The 24,189-nt window shown below is 69.0% G+C and carries 27 protein-coding genes; 8 read left to right on the forward strand and 19 right to left on the reverse strand.

Annotated features, from left to right (window positions below; translation table 11 throughout):
- Positions 1 to 85 precede the first annotated feature (85 nt).
- Positions 86 to 430, reverse strand: coding sequence for a SelT/SelW/SelH family protein (locus PVT71_RS00910; RefSeq protein ID WP_353472614.1), 345 nt, complete (start codon positions 428 to 430; stop codon positions 86 to 88).
- A 12-nt stretch (positions 431 to 442) separates the two neighbouring features.
- Positions 443 to 898 (reverse strand): Lrp/AsnC family transcriptional regulator, encoded by a 456-nt coding sequence (locus PVT71_RS00915; RefSeq protein ID WP_194132717.1) that lies wholly within the window; start codon positions 896 to 898, stop codon positions 443 to 445.
- A 151-nt stretch (positions 899 to 1,049) separates the two neighbouring features.
- On the opposite strand from PVT71_RS00915, the gene PVT71_RS00920 reads away from it, so the two are divergent.
- From PVT71_RS00920 to PVT71_RS00940, 5 genes are all read left to right on the forward strand, one after another.
- Complete coding sequence (locus tag PVT71_RS00920; protein ID WP_353472616.1) at positions 1,050 to 1,355, forward strand: DUF2849 domain-containing protein; 306 nt, start codon at positions 1,050 to 1,052, stop codon at positions 1,353 to 1,355.
- 54 nt (positions 1,356 to 1,409) lie between these two features.
- A complete protein-coding gene (locus tag PVT71_RS00925) occupies positions 1,410 to 3,074 on the forward strand; it encodes a nitrite/sulfite reductase (protein WP_353472617.1) in 1,665 nt (554 codons plus the stop codon).
- A 4-nt stretch (positions 3,075 to 3,078) separates the two neighbouring features.
- A complete protein-coding gene (locus PVT71_RS00930) occupies positions 3,079 to 3,870 on the forward strand; it encodes a phosphoadenylyl-sulfate reductase (RefSeq protein ID WP_353472618.1) in 792 nt (263 codons plus the stop codon).
- Positions 3,867 to 4,244, forward strand: a complete 378-nt coding sequence (locus PVT71_RS00935) for a DUF934 domain-containing protein (RefSeq protein WP_353472619.1) — start codon at positions 3,867 to 3,869, stop codon at positions 4,242 to 4,244. The genes PVT71_RS00930 and PVT71_RS00935 overlap by 4 nt, the downstream gene beginning before the upstream one ends.
- A gap of 129 nt (positions 4,245 to 4,373) precedes the next feature.
- The gene (locus PVT71_RS00940) at positions 4,374 to 5,177 is read left to right on the forward strand and encodes a ferredoxin--NADP reductase (RefSeq protein WP_353473897.1); all 804 of its coding nucleotides are present in this window, start codon (positions 4,374 to 4,376) and stop codon (positions 5,175 to 5,177) included.
- Positions 5,178 to 5,278: 101 nt separating this feature from the next.
- On the opposite strand, the gene PVT71_RS00945 is transcribed toward PVT71_RS00940, so the two are convergent.
- Both PVT71_RS00945 and PVT71_RS00950 read right to left on the reverse strand, forming a co-directional pair.
- The gene (locus PVT71_RS00945) at positions 5,279 to 5,920 is read right to left on the reverse strand and encodes a hypothetical protein (RefSeq protein ID WP_353472620.1); all 642 of its coding nucleotides are present in this window, start codon (positions 5,918 to 5,920) and stop codon (positions 5,279 to 5,281) included.
- 127 nt (positions 5,921 to 6,047) lie between these two features.
- Entirely contained in the window at positions 6,048 to 6,716 is a 669-nt protein-coding gene (locus PVT71_RS00950; RefSeq protein ID WP_353472621.1) for a hypothetical protein, read from the reverse strand.
- A gap of 219 nt (positions 6,717 to 6,935) precedes the next feature.
- Here PVT71_RS00950 and infC point away from each other — a divergent pair, with 219 nt between their 5' ends.
- A complete protein-coding gene (gene infC, locus PVT71_RS00955) occupies positions 6,936 to 7,481 on the forward strand; it encodes a translation initiation factor IF-3 (RefSeq protein WP_353473898.1) in 546 nt (181 codons plus the stop codon).
- A 110-nt stretch (positions 7,482 to 7,591) separates the two neighbouring features.
- Here infC and PVT71_RS00960 read toward each other — a convergent pair whose 3' ends face one another.
- From PVT71_RS00960 to PVT71_RS00975, 4 genes are all read right to left on the reverse strand, one after another.
- On the reverse strand, positions 7,592 to 8,584 hold the full coding sequence (locus tag PVT71_RS00960) for a molybdopterin-binding protein (protein ID WP_353472622.1): 993 nt from the start codon (positions 8,582 to 8,584) through the stop codon (positions 7,592 to 7,594).
- The gene (locus PVT71_RS00965) at positions 8,581 to 9,585 is read right to left on the reverse strand and encodes an XdhC family protein (RefSeq protein WP_353472623.1); all 1,005 of its coding nucleotides are present in this window, start codon (positions 9,583 to 9,585) and stop codon (positions 8,581 to 8,583) included. Before PVT71_RS00965 ends, PVT71_RS00960 begins: the two co-directional genes overlap by 4 nt.
- Positions 9,586 to 9,639: 54 nt before the next feature.
- Complete coding sequence (locus PVT71_RS00970; protein WP_353473899.1) at positions 9,640 to 10,836, reverse strand: DegT/DnrJ/EryC1/StrS family aminotransferase; 1,197 nt, start codon at positions 10,834 to 10,836, stop codon at positions 9,640 to 9,642.
- Between the two features lie 540 nt (positions 10,837 to 11,376).
- On the reverse strand, positions 11,377 to 12,039 hold the full coding sequence (locus PVT71_RS00975; RefSeq protein ID WP_353472624.1) for an HAD-IA family hydrolase: 663 nt from the start codon (positions 12,037 to 12,039) through the stop codon (positions 11,377 to 11,379).
- Between the two features lie 121 nt (positions 12,040 to 12,160).
- On the opposite strand from PVT71_RS00975, the gene glmU reads away from it, so the two are divergent.
- Both glmU and glmS read left to right on the forward strand, forming a co-directional pair.
- The gene (gene glmU / locus PVT71_RS00980; protein WP_353472625.1) at positions 12,161 to 13,522 is read left to right on the forward strand and encodes a bifunctional UDP-N-acetylglucosamine diphosphorylase/glucosamine-1-phosphate N-acetyltransferase GlmU; all 1,362 of its coding nucleotides are present in this window, start codon (positions 12,161 to 12,163) and stop codon (positions 13,520 to 13,522) included.
- Between the two features lie 5 nt (positions 13,523 to 13,527).
- A complete protein-coding gene (gene glmS, locus PVT71_RS00985) occupies positions 13,528 to 15,345 on the forward strand; it encodes a glutamine--fructose-6-phosphate transaminase (isomerizing) (RefSeq protein ID WP_353472626.1) in 1,818 nt (605 codons plus the stop codon).
- Between the two features lie 137 nt (positions 15,346 to 15,482).
- On the opposite strand, the gene PVT71_RS00990 is transcribed toward glmS, so the two are convergent.
- The 11 genes from PVT71_RS00990 to PVT71_RS01040 all read right to left on the reverse strand — a co-directional run bounded on the left by PVT71_RS00990 (position 15,483) and on the right by PVT71_RS01040 (position 24,179).
- Positions 15,483 to 16,703, reverse strand: a complete 1,221-nt coding sequence (locus PVT71_RS00990; protein ID WP_353472627.1) for a cysteine desulfurase — start codon at positions 16,701 to 16,703, stop codon at positions 15,483 to 15,485.
- The gene (locus PVT71_RS00995; RefSeq protein WP_353472628.1) at positions 16,696 to 17,277 is read right to left on the reverse strand and encodes a YIP1 family protein; all 582 of its coding nucleotides are present in this window, start codon (positions 17,275 to 17,277) and stop codon (positions 16,696 to 16,698) included. Before PVT71_RS00995 ends, PVT71_RS00990 begins: the two co-directional genes overlap by 8 nt.
- On the reverse strand, positions 17,274 to 17,783 hold the full coding sequence (locus tag PVT71_RS01000) for a YIP1 family protein (RefSeq protein ID WP_353472629.1): 510 nt from the start codon (positions 17,781 to 17,783) through the stop codon (positions 17,274 to 17,276). The genes PVT71_RS00995 and PVT71_RS01000 overlap by 4 nt, the downstream gene beginning before the upstream one ends.
- Complete coding sequence (gene sufD / locus PVT71_RS01005) at positions 17,783 to 19,063, reverse strand: Fe-S cluster assembly protein SufD (RefSeq protein ID WP_353472630.1); 1,281 nt, start codon at positions 19,061 to 19,063, stop codon at positions 17,783 to 17,785. Before sufD ends, PVT71_RS01000 begins: the two co-directional genes overlap by 1 nt.
- On the reverse strand, positions 19,063 to 19,818 hold the full coding sequence (gene sufC, locus PVT71_RS01010) for a Fe-S cluster assembly ATPase SufC (protein WP_353472631.1): 756 nt from the start codon (positions 19,816 to 19,818) through the stop codon (positions 19,063 to 19,065). The genes sufD and sufC overlap by 1 nt, the downstream gene beginning before the upstream one ends.
- Before the next feature lie 24 nt (positions 19,819 to 19,842).
- The gene (locus PVT71_RS01015; RefSeq protein WP_353472632.1) at positions 19,843 to 20,439 is read right to left on the reverse strand and encodes a hypothetical protein; all 597 of its coding nucleotides are present in this window, start codon (positions 20,437 to 20,439) and stop codon (positions 19,843 to 19,845) included.
- Positions 20,436 to 20,753: a heavy metal-binding domain-containing protein gene (locus PVT71_RS01020; protein ID WP_353472633.1), complete on the reverse strand. Its 318-nt coding sequence runs from the start codon at positions 20,751 to 20,753 to the stop codon at positions 20,436 to 20,438. Before PVT71_RS01020 ends, PVT71_RS01015 begins: the two co-directional genes overlap by 4 nt.
- Positions 20,754 to 20,763: 10 nt before the next feature.
- Positions 20,764 to 20,961 (reverse strand): hypothetical protein, encoded by a 198-nt coding sequence (locus tag PVT71_RS01025; RefSeq protein WP_353472634.1) that lies wholly within the window; start codon positions 20,959 to 20,961, stop codon positions 20,764 to 20,766.
- Positions 20,962 to 20,985: 24 nt separating this feature from the next.
- Complete coding sequence (gene sufB / locus PVT71_RS01030) at positions 20,986 to 22,506, reverse strand: Fe-S cluster assembly protein SufB (protein ID WP_353472635.1); 1,521 nt, start codon at positions 22,504 to 22,506, stop codon at positions 20,986 to 20,988.
- A 72-nt stretch (positions 22,507 to 22,578) separates the two neighbouring features.
- A complete protein-coding gene (locus tag PVT71_RS01035; protein WP_353472636.1) occupies positions 22,579 to 23,622 on the reverse strand; it encodes a cysteine desulfurase family protein in 1,044 nt (347 codons plus the stop codon).
- Between the two features lie 53 nt (positions 23,623 to 23,675).
- A complete protein-coding gene (locus PVT71_RS01040) occupies positions 23,676 to 24,179 on the reverse strand; it encodes an Rrf2 family transcriptional regulator (RefSeq protein WP_353472637.1) in 504 nt (167 codons plus the stop codon).
- Between the last annotated feature and the right edge of the window lie 10 nt (positions 24,180 to 24,189).

The raw sequence follows: 24,189 nt of genomic DNA on the forward strand, positions 1-24,189 counted from the left end.
CGGTGTCTCCCTCTCCTTGCCCCGCGGGGCGTTCGATAGCTGACCTAGCCCGCCGCCGGGCGAGGTCACGGGCGCGGGAAAAACTTCATCCGTCCCCCGCCCCGCCGTCCTCCGCATCGGGCTCCGCCGCGCGGTCGACATGGCCGAGGTCGCGCCCGGGGGCGATCACGTCGCGCAGGCGCTGCTTGATCTGCTTGGGCTCGGGGAAACCGCCGTCGCGCTTGCGCTCCCAGAGCAGCGTGCCGTCCACCGAGATCTCGTAGACCCCGCCGTAGCCCGGCACCAGCGTCACCCCGCCAAGATCCTGCCCGAAGCTCTGCAGCAGTTCCTGCGCCATCCAGCCGGCGCGCAGAAGCCAGTTGCAGCCGGTGCAGTAGGTGATCGAGACCACGGGCTTCGGCGGCTCGGGCGACTCGGGTGTGTCGGTCATGGTGCCTCCTCCTCAGAGCGGCAGCGCGTTGGTGTTCTTGATCTCCTCCATCGAGAGCAGCGCGGTGACGTTGTAGACCTTCACCTCGGAGATCAGCGCCTGGTAGAATACGTCGTAGGCGCGGGCGTTCTTCACCCGCACCTTGAGAATATAATCGATCTCGCCCGCGAGGCGATGCGCCTCCATCACCTCGGGCCGCTCGCGCAGCGCCTTGAGGAACTTGCGCTGCCAGTCGGCCTCGTGCTCCGACGTGCGGATCAGCACGAAGAAGCAGGCCTCGAAGCCCAGCTTCTCGGGGTCGGGGATGACCACCTGCGGGCCGATGATCCCGGCCTCGCGCATCTTGCGGATGCGATTCCACACCGGGGTCTTCGAGGACCCCACGGCGCGGGCGATCTCGTCCAGCGAGCGTCCCGCGTCCTCCTGCAGTTCCAGAAGGATTTTCCGGTCGGTCTCGTCGATCGTCATTGCTGTTCCGTCCTTTTGTCCGCATTGGAACGTCCGCCCCATCCTTAACCACGGAACGGAACGTGTGTCCTTATATTTCCGCCCCTCTGGCCGCAAGGGGGGACAAAATTCTATATTGAGCGGCAACGAACCCCTCCCGGAGTGTATCCCGATGCCGAAGCCCTTCACGCCCAAGGTCGTCACCGCAAACGCGCTGATCGAAGGCGACGTGATCTATCTCGCAGCCGACGACAGCTGGGTGCGCGATCTGACCAAGGCCGAGGTGATCACCGACGAGGCCATCGCGCAGATCCGCCTGCTCGACGCGCAGGCGCGCCCCTCGGAAGCGGTCGGCGTCTACCTCGCCGACGTCAAGCTGGGCGCAAGCGGCGCCGAGCCCACGCACTTCCGCGAGGAGTTCCGCCGCACCGGCCCCTCGAACTACTTCCACGGCAAGCAGGCCGAAGCCGACGCCTGACCCGGCGCCCCCTCTCGACACGAAAAGCGCCCAGGCCCGCAGCAGGAGACCCAGATGTACCGCTACACCGAGTTCGACACCGCCTTCATCCAGGAACGCAACCGCCAGTTCCGTGCCCAGGTCGAGCGCCGCATCGCCGGCAACCTGACCGAGGACGAGTTCAAGCCGCTGCGCCTGATGAACGGTCTCTACCTCCAGCTGCACGCCTACATGCTGCGCGTGGCGATCCCCTACGGCACGCTCTCCTCGGCGCAGATGCGCCAGCTCGCGCTGCTCGCCGAGAAGTGGGACAAGGGCTACGGCCACTTCACCACGCGCCAGAACATCCAGTACAACTGGCCGAAGCTCTCTGACGTGCCGGACATGCTCGACGCGCTGGCCGAGGTGAACCTGCACGCCATCCAGACCTCGGGCAACACGATCCGCAACGTGACCGCGGACCATTTCGCCGGCGCTGCCGCCGACGAGATCGCCGACCCGCGCCCGGTGGCCGAACTGCTGCGCCAGTGGTCCACCGACCACCCCGAGTTCCAGTTCCTGCCGCGCAAGTTCAAGATCGCCGTCACCGGTGCGCCGAACGACCGCGCCGTGATCAAGGCACATGACATCGGCATCGAGGTCGTCTCGAAGGACGGCAAGCTGGGCTACCGCGTGCTGGTGGGCGGCGGTCTCGGCCGCACCCCGATGATCGGCAAGGTGCTGTCGGACTTCGTGCCGCAGGAAGACCTGCTGCCCTTCGTCGAGGCCACCGTCTCGGTCTGGAACCTGCTTGGCCGCCGCGACAACAAGTACAAGGCGCGCATCAAGATCACCGTGCACGAGCACGGCATCGAGGAAATCCAGCGCCTCGTCGCGGAGCGCTTCGTCGAGACCAAGGCCGCCTTCAACGGCGCCGACCTCGAGCTCTTCGAGGAGATCAAGGCCAGCTTCGCCGCGCCCGCCTTCCGCAACGCGCCGGAGGACGAGTTCGCCGCCGCCTACGACGCGGACCCGGTCTTCCGCTCCTGGGCCGACACCAACCTCGCCGAGCACAAGGCGCCGGGCTATGCCATCGTGCAGGTCTCGCTGAAGGCGCATGGCCAGACCCCGGGCGACGCCTCGGCCGAGCAGATGCGCGTGCTGGCGGACCTCGCCGAGCGCTTCGGCCACGACGAGCTGCGCATCTCGCACGAGCAGAACGTGATCCTGCCGCATGTCCACAAGTCGGACCTGCCGGAGCTGCACAAGATCCTCAAGGCGCATGGCCTCGCCACCGCCAACATCGGCAAGATCTCGGACATCATCGCCTGCCCGGGCATGGACTACTGCGCGCTGGCCACGGCCCGCTCGATCCCGATCGCGACGCAGATCGCCACCCGTTTCGACGAACTCAAGATCGAGCACGAGATCGGCGACCTGAAGATCAAGATCTCGGGCTGCATCAACGCCTGCGGCCACCACCACGTGGGCCATATCGGCATCCTCGGGCTGGATCGCGGCGGCGTCGAGACCTACCAGATCACCCTCGGCGGCGATGCCACCGAGACCGCCGCGCTCGGCGAGCGCACCGGTCCGGGTTTCTCCTACGAAGAGATCGTGCCGGCCATCGAGCGGATCGTGGACACCTACCTCGAGCAGCGCGAGAGCGCCGACGAGACCTTCCTGCAGGCCTATCGCCGGATCGGCATGGCCCCCTTCAAGGAAGCGCTCTACGAGGCGGAAGAGGCGGAAGCGGCCTGAGCCGATGACCCTCCAACTCCCTCCCAACACGCCCGAGACAGGCGCGAAGGCTCTGCGGCCGGATGAGCTGGCAGAGCTGCGCGCCCGGGTGGACGCGCTCAACGCGCGCTACCGGCACCACGGCGCGACCGCGGTGCTGGAGGGGGCCCTGCGGGATCCCGAGGCGGGGCGCATCGCCATGGTCTCGTCCTTCGGGGCGGAATCGGTGGCGCTGCTGCACCTCGTGGCAGTGGTGGACCGGACGACCCCGGTGCTGTTCATCGACACGCGGCTGCTCTTCGCCGAGACGCTGGACTACCAGCTCGAGGTGTCCGAGCGGCTGCGCCTGTCGGACGTGCGGATCATCCGCACCGACGAGGCGCTGCTGCAATCGCGCGATCCCTACGGCGCGCTGCGCTTCTCGGATCAGGACGCCTGCTGCGCCCTGCGCAAGACCTTCCCGCTGGAGCAGGCCCTCTCGGGCTTCGACGGCTGGATCACCGGGCGCAAGCGCTACCAGTCGAAGACCCGCTCCGGCCTCGAGTTCTTCGAGCTCGAAGAGGAAACCGGGCGCATCAAGGTGAACCCGATGGCGCATTGGGCGCCCGAGGACATCGGCGCCTACATGGACGAGAACCGCCTGCCCCGGCACCCGCTGGTGGCGCAGGGTTACCCGTCCATCGGCTGCGCGCCCTGCACCAGCAAGGTCGCCGCCGGAGAGGACCCCCGCGCCGGACGCTGGCGCGGGCAGGACAAGGTTGAATGCGGCATCCATTTCGTGAATGGCCAGGCCGTGAGAGAAGGACAGAGCCAATGACCGTCATCGTGACCGACGAGGGCTTCGGCCCGGACAGCTGGGCAGGGCTCGCAGCCCCGGTGCTGGACCTGCCCTCCGATACCGATCCCGCCACGCTGGAGGTGCCGGAAGGCACCGCCCACGTGCGCATCGCCTTCCCCAGCTTCGCCGACGGCCGCGGCTTCACGCTGGCCCGGCTGCTGCGCCTGCGCGGCTACACCGGCACGCTGCGCGCCGCCGGCCACGTGATCTCGGACCAGTACGCCATGGCCCGCCGCTCGGGCTTCGACGAGGTCGAGATCTCGGACGAGCTGGCCGCCCGCCAGCCCGAGGACGAGTGGAAATTCCGCGCCGACTGGCAGCGGCACGACTACCAGTCGCGGGTGCGCGGCTAAGACGCCTTTCCCCTGACCTGCATCGAAGATATAGCCAAGGGACCGGCTGATCGGCCGGCGAGAGATACCATGACAGAGTTGAAACCCGTGAACGAAGCCACCGCAGCGAAAGCCGATGCGCCGAAGAAGATGGTGCTTCCCGACGCCCAGACCGTCACCTTCGTGAAGCACTGGACGGACCGGCTGTTCTCCTTCCGCGTCACCCGCCCCGCCAGCCTGCGCTTCCGCTCGGGCGAGTTCGTGATGATCGGCCTCATGGGCGATGTCGACCCCAAGACCGGCAAGCAGAAGCCGCTGCTCCGCGCCTACTCGATCGCCTCGCCCAGCTGGGACGAGGAACTCGAGTTCTACTCGATCAAGGTGCAGGACGGCCCGCTCACCTCGAAGCTGCAGCACATCAAGGTCGGCGACGAGCTGATCCTGCGCCCCAAGCCAGTCGGCACGCTGGTGCATGACGCGCTGCTGCCCGGCAAGCGCCTCTGGTTCTTCGCCACCGGCACCGGCTTTGCGCCCTTCGCCTCGCTGCTGCGCGAGCCGCAGACCTACGAGGATTACGACGAGGTCATCATCACCCACACCTGCCGCGAGGTCGGCGAGCTGGAATATGGTGCCGCGCTGATCGAGAGCCTGAAGACCGACGAACTGCTCAACGAGCTGATCGGCGAGGGCTTCTGGAAGAAGATCAAGTACTACCCGACGACCACCCGCGAGGAGAGCCCGAAGATGGGCCGCATCACCGACCTGATGCGCTCGGGCGAGGCCTTTGCCGATCTCGGCGTCGCGCCGCTGAACCCCGAGACCGACCGCGCGATGATCTGCGGCAACCTCGCCTTCAACCTCGAGCTGAAGCAGATGTTCGAGGATTACGGGCTGGAAGAAGGCGCCAACTCGGACCCCAAGCACTACGTGGTGGAGAAAGCCTTCCTCGACTGAGGCCGCCCTGCCCCGACCAATGCGAAAAGCCCCGGCAGTGCCGGGGCTTTTTCTTTGGCGAAGCACCGTCCGTGCGGATGGAGACGCGCCCCTGCGGCCGCTCAGTTCGGCGCCCGGCCGTCCGGCGGGTAAAGCGAGGTCCCGGGAGCGAGAGCCACCAGCAGCAGTGCCGAGAAGAGCCCGAGCAGGCAGAGCGCGGTGTAGATCGACATCGCCTCGGCAAAGCTCAGCGCCAGCGGCGCGCCGACGTGGAAATTGTGCACGAAGAGCACCGAGATGATCCCCGAGAGCCCGGCCAGCGCCGCAAGCACCGGGACCTCGAGCCGCACCAGCCGGGTGCTGCCGAGCGCCACGAGCCCGAGCGCCCCGGTCAGCACCCCGGCGATCGTGCCCGTGGCCATGCTGTCGCCCGGCGCCCGGCTCGCGACAAGCGCGTCGAGCCCGGCCGCGTCGAGGCGGATGAAGACGGAATTGGTCAGCGCGACCGCGGCGGCAAGCCCGGCGCAGAACTGCACCGCCCCGCGCGGGCTATCGCGCCGCAGGTGCAGGAGCAGCCCGCAAAAGAGCAGCCCGAGGCTGATCGCCGTGCTCGGCACCATCGCGGCCCGGCCCGGCGCGCCGCGCACCAGCACCTCGCTTCCGAAGAGCCAGCCCGCCAGCACCGCGGCGACGAAGGTCAGCCCCGAGGCCGCGACGAGAAACGGGATCCGGCGGTGAACCAGGTCAGGTCTGTAGACTCGCATGGGCGCCCTTTCCGGACTCGATTGCCACCACGTCGATTTGCGTACGGCATCCTACTCGGTCCGGATCATCCCCGCGCCGGGAATTTGCGGCACGGGGACAGGTTTTTTCGTGTCAGCCCGTGCGGCCTCAGAGCCCGAGCCGGACGCGCGCCTCGTCGAGCACCGCGGCCAGCTGGTCGGGCGCGTCCTTGACCGAGGCCAGCGCCGACTTGGTCGCCTCCTTGGCGGCGAAGCCGAGGTCGGATTGCTCGATGTAGGCGACGGCCTTGTCGTAGTCGAAGCCCTCGACGGTGAAGAGCTCGTGCACCTGCTCGTCGGTCATGTTCGCCACCTCGGCCCCGGCGGCCGCGGTGCTGTCCATCGCCGAGCCGGCCGCGCCCTGGGCCTTGGCCACCGCCGCTTCGGACGAGGCGAGGGCGCTGTCGCTCGCGGACTTGGCGGTCGCCATCGCGTCCTTCGTCGCGTCCGAGACGGCCTCGGCGGCGCCCTCGACGGTCTCGGCGGCCTTGCCGGCGGCGTCCGAGATCGCATCCATCGCGTTGTTGGCGGCCTCGCCCGCCTTGTCCATCGCCTCGCGTCCCGCCGCGGCGGCATCGTCGGCGGCCTTTTCAAGGGTCTGCGCGGCATCATCCGCCGCGGCCCCGGCCTCGGACCCGGCATTTTCCATGGTCTGATCCACTGTCCCGGTCACCGTCTCGTCGCTGCCGACGGGAACCCCCTCGTCCCCGCCCCGCATTCCGAAGACCACGATGCCCAGCAGCACCACGGCGCCCACGATCAGAATCGCTTGTCTCATCTCAGATGTCTCCAGTCTCGCATGAGTGTCGCGTCGGTGTGAGATAGGCATTCACCTTGCCATGATCACCGGGGGCGTGGGCTCTCGGCGGCCTCTCGCGCGGCGGATGAGCGGGTTGAGGCTCGCTGCGCCGCAAGTTCGGCCAATTGTCGCTTGAAACACCCGGCCCGGAGCACTACTTTGCGCGCCTACGAGACACGGCAACAAAGGACGAAAACCATAGCTCGCAGACCTCACAACGCGCCCCCGACGCGCGACACCGGCCCCCGCGTCAACGATCGCATCCGGGGTCCTGAAATCCGTCTGATCGGCGCTGAAGGCGAAAACCTCGGTGTCCAGACTCCCGCGCGCGCGCTGGAGATGGCAGAGGAAGCGGGGCTCGATCTGGTCGAGATCTCGCCCAACGCCAAGCCGCCCGTCTGCAAGATCATGGACTTCGGCAAGTTCAAGTACGAACAGCAGAAGCGTGAAAGCGAAGCCCGCAAGAAGCAGAAGACCATCGAGGTCAAGGAAGTCAAGTTCCGCCCCGGCACCGACACGCACGACTACGACGTCAAGATGCGCAACGTGCTGAAGTTCCTCGAAGGCGGCGACAAGGTGAAGATCACCCTGCGCTTCCGTGGCCGCGAGATGGCGCACCAGAACCTTGGCCGCGACCTGCTCGAGCGCGTGGCGGAAGACGTCAAGGAAGTGGGCAAGGTCGAGAACATGCCCAAGATGGAAGGCCGCCAGATGGTCATGATGATCGGTCCGGCCCCCAAGTGATACGTTCCAAGTGATCCCCTCCGGGATCCGCTGAGGAAAACCCGCCGCGCTGCCGCCGGCGGGTTTTGCTTTTCCGGGGGCCATTTTTTCCTGCAGAGAGGCCCGGGCGGTCAGCCTTCGCGCGGGCGCGGGCGCGAGGGCGGCTCCTTCAGCAGCCCGCCGACGCCCATGGCGGCGATCTCCGCCGGGCTCACCTCGACCCCGCAGACCACCCGCTCGAGCACCCAGTCGGCGCCGTTGATCGCCGGAGAGCGGGCGCAGCCCGGCAGGCCAATCACCGGTCGCGTGCCGAGACTGCCGAAGAACAGCAGGTTGCCGGGGTCCACCGGCATGCCGAAATGCCGGACCTCTCCCCCCGCCGCGCGCAGCGCCTCGGGGGCGACGTCGTGCAGGTCGGAGGTGGCCGAGCCGGTGAGGATGAGGATGAGATCGCCCGGCGCCTCGCGGATCGCCTCGGCCAGCGGCGCGGTGCGGTGCGGGACGAGGACGCGCGGGCCGAGCTCGGTGCCGAAGCGCTCGAGCCTTGCGCGGGTGGCGCGGCGCCCCTTGTCGCCGGGATCGGTGCCGACCTCGGTCTCGATCAGCGTGGCGCTCTTCGCCACCGGCCCGCGCAGGCGCAGCGCCCCGCCCTGCGCCGCGGCGCAGGCGGCGTCGAGCGCGGCCTCGGGCACGGCGTAGGAGATGATCTTGACCGTCGCCACCATGGCCCGCGGCGCGCAGCGCTGCCAGGGCCGGAGCGTGGCCACGGTGATCATCGGGTGCACCGCGTTGACCGCGTCGATCCGCGCCGCGTCGACCTCGAGCACGCCGGGGCCGAGCGCGTGCAGGTTCACCCGCCCCGTGGTCGCCGGCCCGATGCGCAGCTGCGCGGCGGAGGGGGCCGGCAGCAGCGCCTCGGCCAGTCGGCGCGCCGCCACGTCCTCGGCCACGTCGCCGGGCTCGAGCCGGGCCGCGATCACCTCGGTGAGCCCCGTGTCCCGCATCCTGTCCAGGTCCGCGTCGGTCAGCACATGGCCCTTCTTCAGCTTCGCCCCGGGCAGCGAGACGGAATGGGCCAGCACCGCCCCCCCGGCCTCGGCCAGCGGAACCGGGCCGAACTTCATGCGCCCTTCCTCAGCACCCGGGTCATCTCGGCAAGGATCGAGACGGCGATCTCGGCCGGACCCGAGGCGCCGATGTCGAGCCCGATGGGGCCGTGGATGAGGCCGATCTCGGCCTCGGTGAAGCCCGCCTCCGACAGCCGCGCCACGCGCTTGGCATGGGTGCGGCCGGAGCCGAGCGCACCGATGTAGAAGACCTTGCTGCGCAGCGCCGCCTCGATCGCCGGATCGTCGAGCTTGGGGTCGTGGGTGAGCAGCACCAGCGCCGTACGGGTGTCGAGCCCGAGCCGCGTGACCGCCTCGTCGGGCCAGTCGTCGAGGATGGTCTCGCCCGGGAAACGCGCCTGCGAGCCGAAGGCGCCGCGCGGGTCGATCAGCACCGGGTCGTAGCCGGCAATGCGCGCCATCGGCAGCAGCGCCTGCGCGATATGCACCGCGCCCACCACCAGCAGCCGCAGCGGCGGATTGTGGATGGCGACAAAGGTGCGGCTTTCCTCGACGAAGCCCGAGCGGTCCATGCGGAAGGCACTCTCGTGCCCGTCATAGGCGAGCTGCCGCTCCTGGCTGTCGAGATCGACCACGTAGGCCACCGGCTTGCGCGCGGCGCGGGCATGGCAGAGCTCGGCCAGCAGCGCCTCGGGCAGGGCCGTGCCCACCGGCTCGACCAGAACGCGGATGGTGCCGCCGCAGGCGAGGCCGACGGCAAAGGCATCATCGTCCGAGACGCCGAATTCCAGCTCGCGCGCCTTGCCCGCGTCCAATGCCTCGAGCGCCTCGACGATCACCGCCCCCTCAACGCAGCCGCCCGAGACCGAGCCCTCGATCTCGCCGTCGCCCGAGATCGCCAGCTGCGCGCCGGTGCGGCGCGGCGCCGAGCCCCAGGTCTGGATCACCGTGGCCAGCGCCGCGCGGCGGCCGTCGCGGTGCCAGGCGAGCGCGGTTTCGGGGATGTTGTCGAACTCGCGGCTGGCGGCGGGTTTCGGATCGCTGATGGTCTTGGTCATGGGACGCTCCTCCGCGTCTTGAAGTCGTGCTGGCGGGGACGCTGCCCCCGCCTTTCAGGTGGCGTGCTGGTAGACCGCCGAGACCTCGGCGCGAAGGATGCGGGCGATCAGCGCGCAATCCTCGAGGCTGAAGGTCAGCGGCAGGCGCATGTCGAGAATGCCGGTCAGGATGCGATCCGTCGCGGGCATCGGCTCGGACGGGGCGTAGCGCCAGCTGTCATAGCGCGAGGTGAAGGCGACGGGCTCGGCCCCGCCGAACCACTTGAGCTCGACGCCGCGCGCGGCGCAGCGCCGCAGCACCTCCTCGATCGCGGCGGGCGCCCAGTCGAGCAGCAGCGCCTGGATCGACGAGCCGACGAAGCGCTCCTTCGCGGGGCGCGCGACCAGCCTCAGCCCCGGCGTGCCCCGCAGCCCCTCCTCGACCGCGCAGTAGCGCTCGTTCCAGCGCGCGATCTGCGCCGGAAGCCCGGCGAGCTGCGGGCGCAGCAGCGCCGCGCGCAGGTTGTCCATCCGTCCCGAGACGTTGGGCGTGACGTATTTCACCCGCTCGAAGACCTCGGGGCCCGGCGCGGCAAGATGGCGCCCGTAGAGCATGTAGCTGCCCGACAGGATCACCGCGCGGGCGGCGATCTCCTCGTCATCGGTGACGAGAAAGCCGCCCTCGCCCGAGTTCATGTGCTTGTAGGTCTGCGTCGAGTAGCAGCCGATCGCCCCGTGCCGCCCCGAGGGCGTGCCGTCCCAGGACGCGCCCATGGTATGCGCGCAATCCTCGATCACCCGCACCCCGGCCGCCTCGCAGAGCGCCATCAGCCGGTCCATGTCGCAGATATGCCCGCGCATGTGCGAGAGCATCAGCACCCGCGCCTGCGGCAGCTTGGCCGCCAGATCGTCGAGGTCGATCACCAGGTCCTCGGTCACGCCCACGTAGACCGGCACCGCGCCCACCGCCGCGATCGCCCCCGGCACCGGCGCGAGGGTGAAGGCATTGGTCAGCACCGGCTCGCCCGGCTCCACCCCGAGCGCCCTGAGCGCGCAACCGAGCGCGTAGCCGCCCGAGGCCAGCGCCACGCAGTAGCGCGCGCCGGTGAAGGCGGCGAACTCCTGCTCGAGCAGCGCGGTCTCGGCGGTCTCTCCGGGGGCCGTGTTGTAGCGGTGCAGCCGGCCGTGGCGCAGCACCTCCAGCGCGGCGGCGATCCCGGCCTCGGGGATCGGCTCCTGCTGGGTGAAATTTCCGGTGAACCGTTCGGTGATGAGGCTGTCTGTCATGGCGCATTGATGCGCTTCGGCCGCGCCGCGGTCAATGCGCAAGGGCTCACGGCAGCGTTCCGGCCCGGTCGGGTGCGGCGAGCGGCCCATGCAGCGCGTAGTGATGCGCGACGAGCCATTCCTCGTGTTCCGGCTCCGCGCCTCGGCGGCATGGGTGACGGTCTCGCCCGCACGGGTGCGCCCCCCAGCGAGCCAGAGCTGGTCGGGGTGGCGGTTGCGCAGACCGATGTCGGCGGCGCGGCGGGAGATGCCGAAATCGGCGTCCGAGGCGGTGCATTCCGGCACTTGGTCCGCGTCGGCCACGGCAAGGAACAGCAGGATGTCGTCGAGACCGGGTCCGTCTTTCATTCCTGAAAGTCCCCTTCCCGAATTCGCGGCTGATCCTCGCGAGCATCGCCCGGCAACTGGGGGCCGACAAGGAGACGCCTCTCAATATGAGAGGGAGAACCGCGATGCAGGGTCCATTGCAGCCGCTGCGCCAGCCGCCGCGGGCCGAAATTGAGGCGCCGCGCCGCGCGGTGCGGCTCAGCCGATGAGCCTTGCCACCGCGCCCGCGAGCTCGTCGAAATGGCCGATCATCGCCTCGGGCTCCAGCGCCGAGACCGCGGTGCCATCCGGGCCGAAGCCGACGAGGATGCAGGGCACGCCCGCCGCCCGCGCGGTGTTGCGGTCGGTCGCGGTGTCGCCCACCAGCAGGCTCTGTGCCACCTGCCCGCCCGCGCGTTCCACCGCCGCCACGTAGGGCGCGGGGTCGGGCTTGCGCACCGGCAGCGTGTCGGCGCCGATGAGCGCGTCGAAATGGCCGCGCGCGCCCATGCGCTGCATCAGCGTCTCGGCCAGCCCCTCGGGCTTGTTGGTGCAGATGCTGACCCTGTAGCCTGCCTCACGCAGGGCCTGCACGGCGTCGAGCGCGCCCGGGTAGAAGCGGGTGTGCCGGTCGATTGCCGCGCCGTAGATCGCCAGCAGCTCGGGATACCAGCGCGCGATCAGCTCCTCCGAGAAGGCCCCGGCGCGCTCAAGCCCCGCCGTCAGCATGGCCCGGCCGCCCTTCACCGCGATGCCCGCATCCGCGACCGGATCGAGCCGCACCGCCAGCCCCATGCCCTCGAAACAGGCGTTGGCGGCGGCGATCAGGTCGCCGCTGGTGTCGGCAAGCGTGCCGTCGAGATCGAAGACCACCGTACGCATTCTGCCTTGTCCCTTTTGCCGCGCCCTGTCACAGGCTGAAATCCAACGTGACCCGGGGCACCTTGCCCCCCTGCCCCAAGCGGATAAAACGGGCGCAGGCAGAAGACAAACAGGAAACCGCATGAGCCTTGCTCTCATCCTCCTTGCCGCAGGCAAGGGCACCCGCATGGAGTCCGATCTCCCCAAGGTCCTCCACCGCCTCGCCCAGGCCCCGCTGCTCTGGCACGCGCTGCGCGCCGGCCAGGCGCTGGAGCCCGCCCGCTCGGTGGTCGTGGCAGGCCATGGCGCCGCCGAGGTCGAGGCCTCCGCCGCCGAGGTCGCCCCCGAGGCGCAGGTGGTGATCCAGGAGGAGCAGCTCGGCACCGCCCATGCGGTGGCGCAGGCCAAGTCCGCGCTCGCGGGGTTCGAGGGCGACGCGCTGGTGCTCTACGGCGACACGCCCTTCATCACCGTCGAAACGCTCGAGGCGATGCGCGACGCGCGCGCCGGGCATGACGTGGTGGTGCTCGGCTTCGACGTGGCCGACCCCGACGCGCGCTACGGCCGCCTGGTGACCGAGGGCGACGAGCTTCTGCGCATCGTCGAGTTCAAGGATACCACCGAGGAAGAGCGCGCCATCCCGCTGTGCAATTCCGGCGTGGTCATCGCCGACGCCGCGACGCTGATGTCGCTCGTGGACGCGGTGGGCAACGACAATGCCTCGGGCGAGTACTACCTCACCGACATCGTCGAGATCGCCCGCGCCCGCGGCCTCTCTGCCGGGGTTGTGCGCTGCGAGGAGGCCGAGACGCTGGGCATCAACTCCCGCGCCGAGCTGCGCGCCGCCGAGGCCGCCTTCCAGGCCCGCAAGCGCGAGGAGCTGCTCGACGACGGCGTGCTGATGAGCGCCCCCGAGACCGTCTTCTTCGCCTGGGACAGCTACATCGGCCGCGATGCCGAGATCGAGCCCAACGTCGTCTTCGGCCCCGGCGTGACGGTCGAGAGCGGCGCGCTGATCCGCTCCTTCTCGCATCTCGAGGGCTGCCACGTCAGCCGCGGCGCCATCGTCGGCCCCTTCGCCCGGCTGCGCCGCGGCGCCGAGCTGGCCGAGGAGGTGCATGTCGGCAACTTCGTCGAGGTGAAGAACTCCTACCTCGCCGAGGGCGTGAAGGCCAACCACCTCACCTATCTCGGCGACGCGGATGTGGGCGAGCGCACCAATGTCGGCGCGGGCACGATCACCTGCAACTACGACGGCTTCTTCAAGCACCGCACCACCATCGGCCGCGAGGCCTTCATCGGCTCGGCCACCATGCTGGTCGCCCCGGTCACCGTCGGCGACGGCGCGATGACCGGCTCGGGCACGGTGGTGACCGAGGCAATCCCCGCCGGCGCGCTGGCGCTGGCCCGCACGAAGCAGGTCACCAAGCCGGGCCTGGCGACGAAGATGCGCGACATGCTGCGGGCCCGGAAGGCCGCGCAGAAGTCCGCCAAGGAAGGATAAGGCCAATGTGCGGAATCGTCGGCGTCCTGGGCAAGCACGAGGTTGCCCCCATGCTGGTCGAGGCGCTGAAGCGGCTCGAGTACCGCGGCTATGACAGCGCGGGCATCGCCACCGTCAACGACGGCCGGCTCGACCGCCGCCGCGCGGTCGGCAAGCTGGTGAACCTGCAGGACATGCTGGTGCACGAGCCGCTCGCCGGCAAGGCGGGCATCGGCCACACCCGCTGGGCCACCCATGGCGCGCCCACCACGCGGAACGCCCATCCCCACAGGGCGGGCAAGGTCTCGGTCGTGCACAACGGCATCATCGAGAACTTCCGCGAACTGCGCGCCGAGCTCGCCGCCTCCGGCTACGCCCCCGAGTCCGACACCGATACCGAGACCGTCGCCATGCTGGTCTCGCATTACCTCGGCAGCGGCATGACCCCGGTCGAGGCAGCCTCGACGGCGCTCGGCCGGCTCGAGGGCGCCTTCGCCCTCGCCTTCCTCTTCGACGGCGAGGAGGACCTCCTCGTCGCCGCCCGCAAGGGCTCGCCGCTGGCCATCGGCCATGGCGAGGGCGAGATGTTCGTGGGCTCGGACGCCATCGCGCTCGCGCCGATGACCGACCGCATCACCTATCTCGAAGAGGGCGACTGGGCCGTGGTGACCCGCGCCGGCGCGCAGATCTTCGACATCGACGGCCAGCCGGTCACCCGCGAGACGCGGCAGGTCCGGCTCGACCAGACGCAGGTCGACAAGGGCGGCTACAAGCATTTCATGGCCAAGGAGATCGCCCAGCAGCCGAGCGTGCTCGCCGACGCGCTGCGCGCCTATCTCGACGGCGACACGATCGTGCTGCCCGCGCCGGGGCTCGACTTCACCCAGGTCGAGCGGCTGGTGCTGGTCGCCTGCGGCACCGCCTACTACGCCTGCCTCACCGCGAAATACTGGTTCGAGAAGCTCGCCCGCATCCCGGTCGAGGTCGATATCGCCTCGGAGTTCCGCTACCGCGAGCCCCCCGTCACCAAGGGCACCGTCGCGCTCTTCGTCAGCCAGTCGGGCGAGACCGCCGACACGCTGGCGGCGCTGCGCTACTGCGCCGGCCGCGCCGACCGGATCGTCTCGGTGGTCAACGTCGAGACCTCGACCATCGCGCGCGAGAGCGACCTCGCCCTGCCGATCCACGCTGGGGTGGAGGTGGGGGTCGCCTCGACCAAGGCCTTCACCTGCCAGCTCAACGTGCTGCTGCTGCTGGCGATCGAGGCCGCCGTGGCGCGCGGACGCATGGGCGCCGCCGAGAAGTCCGAGCTGCTGGCGCAGCTGCGCGCCCTGCCCGGGCTCTTCAACGCCGCGCTCGACCGCGACGGCGCCATCGCCGAGGCCGCGCGGAAGATCTCCGAGGCCCGCGACGTGCTCTTCCTCGGCCGCGGCATGATGTACCCGCTGGCGCTCGAGGGCGCGCTGAAGCTCAAGGAGATCAGCTACATCCACGCCGAGGCCTATGCCTCCGGCGAGCTGAAACACGGGCCGATCGCGCTGATCGACAAGACCGTGCCGGTGATCGTCATGGCGCCGCGCGACGGGCTCTTCGACAAGACCGTCTCGAACATGCAGGAGGTGATGGCGCGCGGCGGCAAGGTCTGCCTGATCTCCGACGCCCGCGGCATCGAGGAGGCCGGCGACGGCATCTGGCAGAGCATCACCCTGCCCGAGGTCGACGACCGGCTCGCGCCGCTGCTCTACGCCCTGCCCGCGCAGCTGCTGGCCTACCACGCCGCCATCGCCAAGGGCACCGACGTGGACCAGCCGCGCAACCTCGCCAAGTCGGTAACCGTCGAGTAAGGCGCCCCCGCCGCGCCACCGACACCCGCCCGTCGATCATGCAAGAAGCCCCGGGAGTCCGCGCGACTCCCGGGGCTTCTTCTCTTTCAAAATACGCAAATCCGGCGCTAGGGCCGGGCCCGCGGCCGGGCGTGGGCTCAGGCGAAGAGCTCGTGCGCCAGCTCCAGCGCCTCGACCAGCACGTCGACCTCGGCCTCGGTGTTGTAGAGCCCGAAGGAGGCGCGGCAGGTCGCCGAGACGCCGAGATGGTCCATCAGCGGGCCGGCACAGTGGTGCCCCGCGCGCACCGCGACGCCCTTCTTGTCGAGGATCGTCGAGATGTCGTGCGCATGCGCCGCGCCGTCGAGGGTGAAGGAGAAGATCGCCGCCTTGCCGGGCGCGGTGCCCTGCAGGTTGAGCCAGTTCAGCCCCTCGAGGCGCGCGCGTGCGTAGCCCGCCAGCTTCGCCTCGTGCGCCGCGATGTTCTCCATCCCGAGGCCCATCATGTATTCGAGCGCCGCGCCGAGGCCGATCTGCTGCACGATGCCGGGGGTGCCGGCCTCGAACTTCATCGGCGGCTCGGCATAGGTGATGCCGTCCTTGTGGACCTCGCGGATCATGTCGCCGCCGCCGAGGAAGGGGCGCATCTCGGCCTGCCGTTCCTTGCGGACCCAGATCGCGCCCGAGCCCGAGGGGCCGTAGAGCTTGTGCCCGGTGATGGCGTAGAAATCGCAACCGAGGTCCTCGACATCGACCGGCATGTGCACGGCGCCCTGCGAGCCGTCGACCAGCACCGGCACGCCCTTCTCGCGCGCGCCCGCGGCGATGGTCTTCACGTCGACCACCGTGCCCAGCACGTTCGAGACCTGCGTCACCGCGATGAGCTTGGTTCTGGGCGTGATCGCGTCCAGCACCTTCTGCGGATCGAGCGCGCCGGTGGCGTCGACGTCGACCCACTTGATGACCACGCCCTGCCGCTCGCGCAGGAAGTGCCACGGCACGATGTTGGCGTGGTGCTCCATGACCGACAGGATGATCTCGTCCCCGGCCTCCATGCGCGGCATGGCCCAGCCGTAGGCGACGAGGTTGATGCCCATGGTCGAGCCGTTGGTGAAGACCACCTCCTCCTCGTCCCGGGCGCCGAGGAAGCGCGCGATGGTGCCGCGCACGCCCTCGTATTTCTCGGTGGCGAGGTTCGACAGGTAGTGCAGCCCGCGGTGGACGTTGGAATACTCCTCGGCATAGCCGCGGGTCACCGCGTCGATCACCACCTGCGGCTTCTGCGCCGAGGCGCCGTTGTCGAGATAGACCAGCGGCCTGCCGTTCACCTCGCGCGAGAGGATCGGGAAGTCGCTGCGGATTTTCTGGACGTCATACATAGCTTGCCATCCCGTTCGGGCCCGCTCCCAGCAGGGAGACGATCATTGTCAGCGCCGCGACCAGCGCCATGGTCGCGAGTATCAGCACGAGAAGCGCCTTTAAAGGGCTGCCGAACCCGTGCGCCTCGTCGAGGAAGGCGACGAGGATCCGCAGGCCCGCCAGCAGCGCCGCCAGCACCAGCAGCACCGCCAGCCCGCCCGAGACCGCGCCGACCAGCCCCACCACCACCTGCGCAAGGGCGCGCAGCCCCTGCAGCCAGATCAGCAGCACCGCCACGTCCTCGATCCGGGCCCGGCCGCCGAAGCCATGCCCGGCCCAGGTCATCACCGCGATCGAGCCCGCCAGCATCACCGCCAGCAGGAGCCCCATCGGCACCGGCATCAGCCCGCCCATGGCGGCAAGCTCGCCGCCCAGCTGCATCAGCCCGACGATGAGCGTGTTCACCACCACGACCAGCGCGAAGCCGGTGAGCAGCACCTCACGCGACAGATGCAGCCCGAGCAGCATCCGCGCCACCTCGCGCGGGGCGACCACAGTCCGCCACGCGAGCGCCAGAAGGTCCGCTGCCGTCATGCGGCGGGCCGTTCGGCCATCTGTTCCGCCGGCCATTCGGCGACCCTCAGGCCGCTGATCCAGAACCACAGGAACACCACGAACCACAGGAGCCCCACGAGCGAGAGCTGCGCGCCCGCACCCATGAAGCCCGCCACCAGCCCGTTGAGCAGCGCCAGAGGGCTGGCCGCCAGCAGCGCCCAGAAGAGCGCCAGCCGCGCGCCGTAGCCGGTGCCCCGGCAGCGGAAGAGCCTTGCCACCACGTGGCTCAGCGCCGCCAGCACGTAGAGCGCAAGCGGCAGGATCACCAGGCAGGCCAGCAGCGAGGCGCCCATGAGCGGGTTGAGCTCGACCCCCTCGAGATGGGCCTGCCGCGCGAGCGCCGGCATCTGCGCGACGAAGAACATCGCGCAGGCTGCCATGACGAACATCAGCGCCCGGTCCTCGCGGGGGCCCTGCGACAGCAGGCGGCGCATCACCGCGCCCGGCCCCCGGTAGGTGGCGACGATCTCGCGCGAGAGCGACATCAGCCGCGGCGCCGGCCCAGCCAGGCCGCGACCAGCTCGTTGATCTCGGTCTGGATGCTCTCGTCCTCGACCTCCTGCACGGCCTCCGCGATGAAGGCGATGGTCAGCAGGTCCTCGGCGGTGCCGCGCGGCACGCCGCGGGCGCGCAGGTAGAACAGACCGTCCTCGTCGATCGCGCCCGAGGTCGAGCCATGCGAGCAGGCCACGTCGTCGGCGTAGATCTCGAGCTCCGGCTTGGCGAGGAACTGGCTGTCCTCGTCCAGAAGCAGCGACTGGCTGATCTGGTAGCCGTCGGTCTTCTGCGCGCCGGGCTTGACGAGGATCTTGCCCTGGAACACGCCGGTCGCGCCGTTGCGCAGCACCTTCTTGAAGATCTGGCGGCTTTCGCAGTTCACCGCGTCATGGGTGATGAACACCGTGTCGTCATGGTGGAAATCGCCGTCACCCATGCAGGCGCCCGCGACATGCACCGCGGCGTCGTCGCCGGTCAGCTCGATCACGCACTCGTTGCGGGTCAGCACGCCGTTCACCGTGAGGGTGAAGGTCTTGAACGTGCTCTCGGTGCCGAGGCGGCCGAAGATATGCGTCGCGGCGCGGCGCTCGTGGTCGCGGCCCTGCACGCGTACGTGGTGGAAGCCCGCGCCGTCGGCGACGTCGACTTCCAGCACCTTGTTGAAGCGCGCCGCGGCCGGGCCGGATTCGAGCAGCGTGACGTCGCCGCCCTCCTCGACCTTGACCACGTGGTGCAGGATCGCGTCCGAGGTCTCGTCCTCGTGGCGATAGAGCAGGTGCAGCGGCTTCTCGACCTTGCCGGTCACGCGGATCAGCAGGCCGTCGGTGGCGAAGGCGGTGTTGAGCGCGGCGAGCGGACGCTCGACCGGGGTCTGGCCGTTGGTTTCCAGCGTGCCGTAGAGGTCCTTCGCCCAGTGGATGTCCGAGGCATCGGCAAGGCGCTCGATGGTCAGCCCCTCGAGGGCCAGATCATCGGACTCCTCGGCGCTGAACACGCCGTCGACGAAGACCACCTTGAGCCGGTCGCGGGCACCGAAGACCGGCGCCTCGTCGGTGACCTTGAGCACGGCGGCCGCGGGTGCGGCGACGGCGGTCAGCGTGTCCGGACGGGTGTATTTCCAGTACTCGTCACGGCCGCCGGGCAGGCCCATGGCCTGCACGCGGGCAAGGGCCGCCTCGCGGGCGGGGCGCGACCAGCCGCCCTCGGGCAGGCTCAGCGCCGCCAGCCGCGCGTCGGTCGCGGTCTGCTTGACTTGGGGAAGTGCCATTACGCCTCCTCCTCGAGCAGGTCCGCGTAGCCGTTGTTCTCGACCTCGAGCGCCAGCTCGGGGCCGCCGGTCTTGATGATGCGGCCGTTGGCCATGATGTGCACGACGTCCGGCTTGATGTGGTCGAGCAGGCGCTGGTAGTGGGTGATCACGAGGAACGAACGGCCTTCGTCGCGCAGCGCGTTCACGCCGTCGGCGACCAGCTTCATCGCGTCGACGTCGAGGCCGGAGTCGGTCTCGTCGAGGATGCACATCTTCGGCTCGAGCATCGCCATCTGCAGGATCTCGTTGCGCTTCTTCTCACCGCCCGAGAAGCCGACGTTGACCGGGCGCTTGAGCATCTCGGCGTCGATCTTCAGCGACTTGGCCTTCTCGCGGACGACCTTGAGGAACTCGGTCGAGGACATCTCCTCCTCGCCGCGGGCCTTGCGCTGCGCGTTCACCGCGGTGCGCAGGAAGGTCATGTTGCCGACGCCGGGGATTTCGACCGGGTACTGGAAGGCGAGGAACAGGCCGGCCGCGGCGCGCTCTTCGGGCTCCATCTCGAGGATGTTCTCGCCGTCGAGCGTGGCTTCGCCACCGGTCACCTCGTAGCCGTCCTTGCCCGAGAGCACGTAGGACAGGGTCGACTTGCCCGAGCCGTTCGGGCCCATGATCGCATGCACCTTGCCCGCTTCGACGGTCAGGTTCACACCCTTGAGGATCTGCTTGTCCTCTTCTTCCAGCTTCACCTGAAGGTTCTTGATTTCCAGCATAGGTTTCCCTCCTTGGGGGTGCGGTCAGGGCCGCACGGTCAGTTTCATGATCCGCAGCAGGTCCTTCACCGGGAAGGCCTGTGGGACGATCTCGAACCGGGCCATGCGCCCGGTCATTTGCGGTTGGCCGAGCCAGTGCTCGACCTTGTGATAGTGTTTGCGCGGCGCGTAGTCGTCGAAGAGCAGCACCAGCGGTTTCTCGGTCAGGAAGGCCGCGGCAAGCGCGCAGCCCTCGCGAAATCGGCCATCCACCAGCACCACGTCGGGCTGGCGGAACTCGGGCAGCTCCCAGACCTTCAGCGGGTACTCCGGGAAGCTGCGCCACTCGATCTCGTCGACCGGGTGGCCCCATTCCTTTGTCGGCCCGATGTCGGACCAGATGATGTCCACCTCCGAGCCCGCGGCGGGCGGGTTCTCGGCGAACCAGCGGCGCATCATCTGCGCCCAGTCCCGGTCCGACTCGACCGAGAAGACGGTCTTGCCGGGCATCCCGGCGGCCAGCGCGGTCGAGCCTCCCGAGCCGTATTCGAGGATCACCCCTGCCCGCGCGTATTCCGCGTGCAGAAGCGCCGCCTCCGCCTCGGGGAGCGTCAGCTCCGGCCGGGCCGTCGCCTCGGTCATGGGGTGATCACCACCGCCGTGCCCGACACCGAGACCATGAGCATCGAGTCGCCCACCACCTCGTAGTCGAGATCGACGCCGACCACCGCGTTCGCCCCAAGCGCGACGGCGCGCTCCTTGAGCTCGCGCATCGCCACGTCGCGGGCATCCTGCAGCTTGGCCTCGTAGGCGCCGGAGCGCCCGCCGATGACGTCGGTGACCCGCGCGAAGAGATCGCGCACGATGTTGGCCCCCATGATCGCCTCGCCGACCACCACGCCCTTGTAGGCGGTGATGCGGTGGCCCTCGATGTTCGGCGTGGTGGTGACGATCATCTGCCCGCCCTCAGCCCTGCACGAAGTAACGGATCGCGGTCAGCGCGACGAGCGCCAGACCGCCGGCCGCGGTCGCGGTGAGCAGCACCGAGCCGGCCAGCAGCCCCTCGGTATTGCCCTTCCGCTTGCGCATGCCGAACCCGATCAGCACACCGAGGAAGATGCCGATGGCCGCCCCGGCGGATTGAAGCACCAGCTGTTGCAGCATCCGGCGTCTCCTTCGCGGCGGGCCTTAGCCCACCGAGCCTTCGAGCGAGATGGCGACGAGCTGCTGTGCTTCCATGGCGAACTCCATGGGCAGCGCCTGCAGCACTTCCTTGCAGAAGCCGTTGACCACCAGGGCCACCGCCTCTTCCTCGTCCATGCCGCGCTGGCGGCAGTAGAAGAGCTGGTCGTCGTCCACCTTCGAGGTGGTCGCCTCGTGCTCGACGCGCGAGGAGTTGTTCTTCACCTCGATGTAGGGGACCGTGTGGGCCCCGCACTTGTCGCCGATCAGCAGGCTGTCGCACTGCGTGTAGTTGCGCGAGTTCTTCGCCTTCGGGTGCATCGACACCAGGCCGCGGTAGGTGTTCTGCGCCACGCCCGCCGAGATGCCCTTCGAGACGATCCGGCTCTTGGTGTTCTTGCCAAGGTGGATCATCTTGGTGCCGGTGTCGGCCTGCTGGTGGTTGTTGGCGATGGCGATCGAGTAGAACTCGCCCTGGCTTTCATTGCCGCGCAGGATGCAGGACGGGTATTTCCAGGTCACGGCAGAGCCGGTTTCGACCTGGGTCCACATCACCTTGGCGCGGTCACCACGGCAGTCGGCACGCTTGGTGACGAAGTTGTAGATGCCGCCACGGCCTTCCTCGTCGCCGGGGAACCAGTTCTGCACCGTGGAGTATTTCACCTCGGCGTCTTCCTCGACGATGATCTCGACCACGGCCGCGTGCAGCTGCGCGGTGTCGCGCTTGGGCGCGGTGCAGCCCTCGAGGTAGGACACGTAGGAGCCCTTGTCCGCGATGATCAGCGTGCGCTCGAACTGGCCGGTGTTCTCGGCGTTGATCCGGAAGTAGGTCGACAGTTCCATCGGGCAGCGGACCCCCGGCGGCACGTAGACGAAGGAGCCGTCCGAGAAGACCGCCGAGTTCAGCGTGGCGTAGAAGTTGTCCGACACCGGCACGACCGAGCCGAGGTACTTCTTCACCAGCTCGGGGTGCTTCTTGATCGCCTCGGAGATCGAGCAGAAGATCACGCCCGCCTTCTCGAGTTCCTTCTGGAAGGTGGTGCCCACCGAGACGGAGTCGAAGACCGCGTCCACCGCGACCTTGCGGCCCTCGGCGGGTGCGTCCTCGGCGCCCTCGACGCCGGCAAGGATCATCTGCTCCTTGAGCGGGATGCCGAGCTTTTCATAGGTGGCGAGCAGCTTCGGATCGACCTCGTCCAGCGACTGCGGCTTGGTCTCGAAGCTTTTCGGACGCGCGTAGTAATACTGGTTCTGGAAGTCGATCTTGGGGTAGTTGACCATCGCCCAGGTCGGCTCTTCCTTCTGCAGCCAGCGGCGATAGGCCTCGAGGCGCCATTCGGTCATCCACTCCGGCTCGCCGTTCTTGTCCGAGATCAGACGCACGATGTCCTCGTTGAGGCCGATCGGCGCGTATTCCATCTCGATGTCGGTGTCCCAGCCGTACTTGTAGGTGGAAACGGCCTCGACCGCGTCCACGGTCTCCTGCTCGACACCTTCCTTGACGGTGATGTTGTCAAAAGCTGCCATCAGCCTTTATCTCCTGTCGTCCCGGGGCTGACGCGCCGCGCCGCCCTGCGTTTCCGGTCACGCGCGCAGGCCTCAGAGCCCCGGCGCGTATTTCTTGCGATATTGACGCGCCCACGCCTCGGCGAAGCGCAGCACGTCCTCTTCCCGTGTCGACGGCCCCATGCTCACGCGGATCGCGCAGCCGGCCACATCGTCGTCGAATCCCATTGCCCGCAGCACGCGGGAGGCGCGGACCTTGCCGCTGGAACAGGCCGACCCCGCCGAGATCGCGAAACCGGCGAGGTCCATCTGCATCACCTGCGTCTCGCCCTTCCAGCCCGGCAAAGCGAAGCAGGAGGTGTTCGGCAGGCGCGGCGCACCATTCCCGACAAAAATAGTCTCTGGAGCGGCAGCCGCAATAGCATTCTCTAGAATAGTTCTAAGTTTTTCGATTCCTGTCCACACGTCATCGGCCAGATCGCGCGCGGCTGCCTCTGCGGCTGCGCCAAAACCCGCTATGCCGACGAGGTTTTCCGTGCCGGCGCGGCGGCCCATCTCCTGCCCGCCGCCCTTCAGCTGCGACGGAATGTCCGTGCCGCGCCGCATCACCAGCGCGCCGATTCCCTTGGGCCCGCCCAGCTTGTGCGCCGAGACGATCGCCATCTGCGCGCCGGACCAGTTGAAGGCAAAGGGCAGCTTGCCGAAGATCTGCGTCGCATCGATGACGGCCAACCCCTGCGGCAGGTCCTGCACCACCCCGGTCTCGGAATTCGCCGCCTGCAGCGCGCTGCGCGCCGGATCGGCCACGCTCACCCGCCCCTGCGCGTCAACCGGCAGGTCGAGCTCGAGCCAGGCGGCCATGGCGTCATGCTCGACCGCCGCGCCATGCAGCCCGCGCCCGGCGCAGGCCAGCGCCGCCGCCTCGGTCGCACCCGAGACGAACACCACGTCGGCGCCGTCCGCCCCCAGCGCCGAGGCGACCTGCGCCCGCGCCTTCTCCATCAGCCCCTTTGCCGCGCGCCCCTCGGCATGGACCGACGAGGGATTGCCCACGAGGTCCATCGCCGCGATCATCGCGTCGCGCGCCTCGGGCCGGAGCGGCGCCGTGGCATTCCAGTCGAGATAGGCTCGCGTCACGCCGCCCCCTCTTTCATCTTCCATGAGTTCCGTGTCGTGCCGTGTCGCGGGGCTCAGGCCTCGTCGGACAGGACATCCTCGTGCTCGTCATCCGAGACCGGCTCGTCGACCACCGCGAAGAGCGAGGGCACTGCCGGACAGGGCGCCAGCGCGTTGCCGACGACGTCCGAGAGCCGCGCCTGGTGCAGGTAGACGTAGACATGCGCCGAAAGCGACTGCCAGAGCCGGTTCGACAGCGACTGCGCCCGGCTGCCCGAGGCCCCGCCCGAGGCGCCGGCGCCCTTGTGCATCGCATCGACGCTCTCGTCGACCGCCGCCAGCACGTCGACCACGCGGATCTGGTCCGGGGTCCGCGCAAGGCGGTAGCCGCCGCCCGGCCCCCGCACCGAGGCCACCAGCCCGGCGCGCCGCAGCTTGACGAAAAGCTGCTCGAGATAGGGCAGCGAAATGTCCTGACGCTTGGAAATGTCCCCCAGCGTCACCAGGTCGCCTTCGGGCTGCAGCGCGATATCGACCAGCGCGACCATCGCGTAACGCCCTTTCGTGCTCAACTTCACGCTTGCCTCC

The organism is Salipiger sp. H15 (assembly GCF_040409955.1).
Taxonomy (GTDB): Bacteria; Pseudomonadota; Alphaproteobacteria; order Rhodobacterales; family Rhodobacteraceae; genus Salipiger.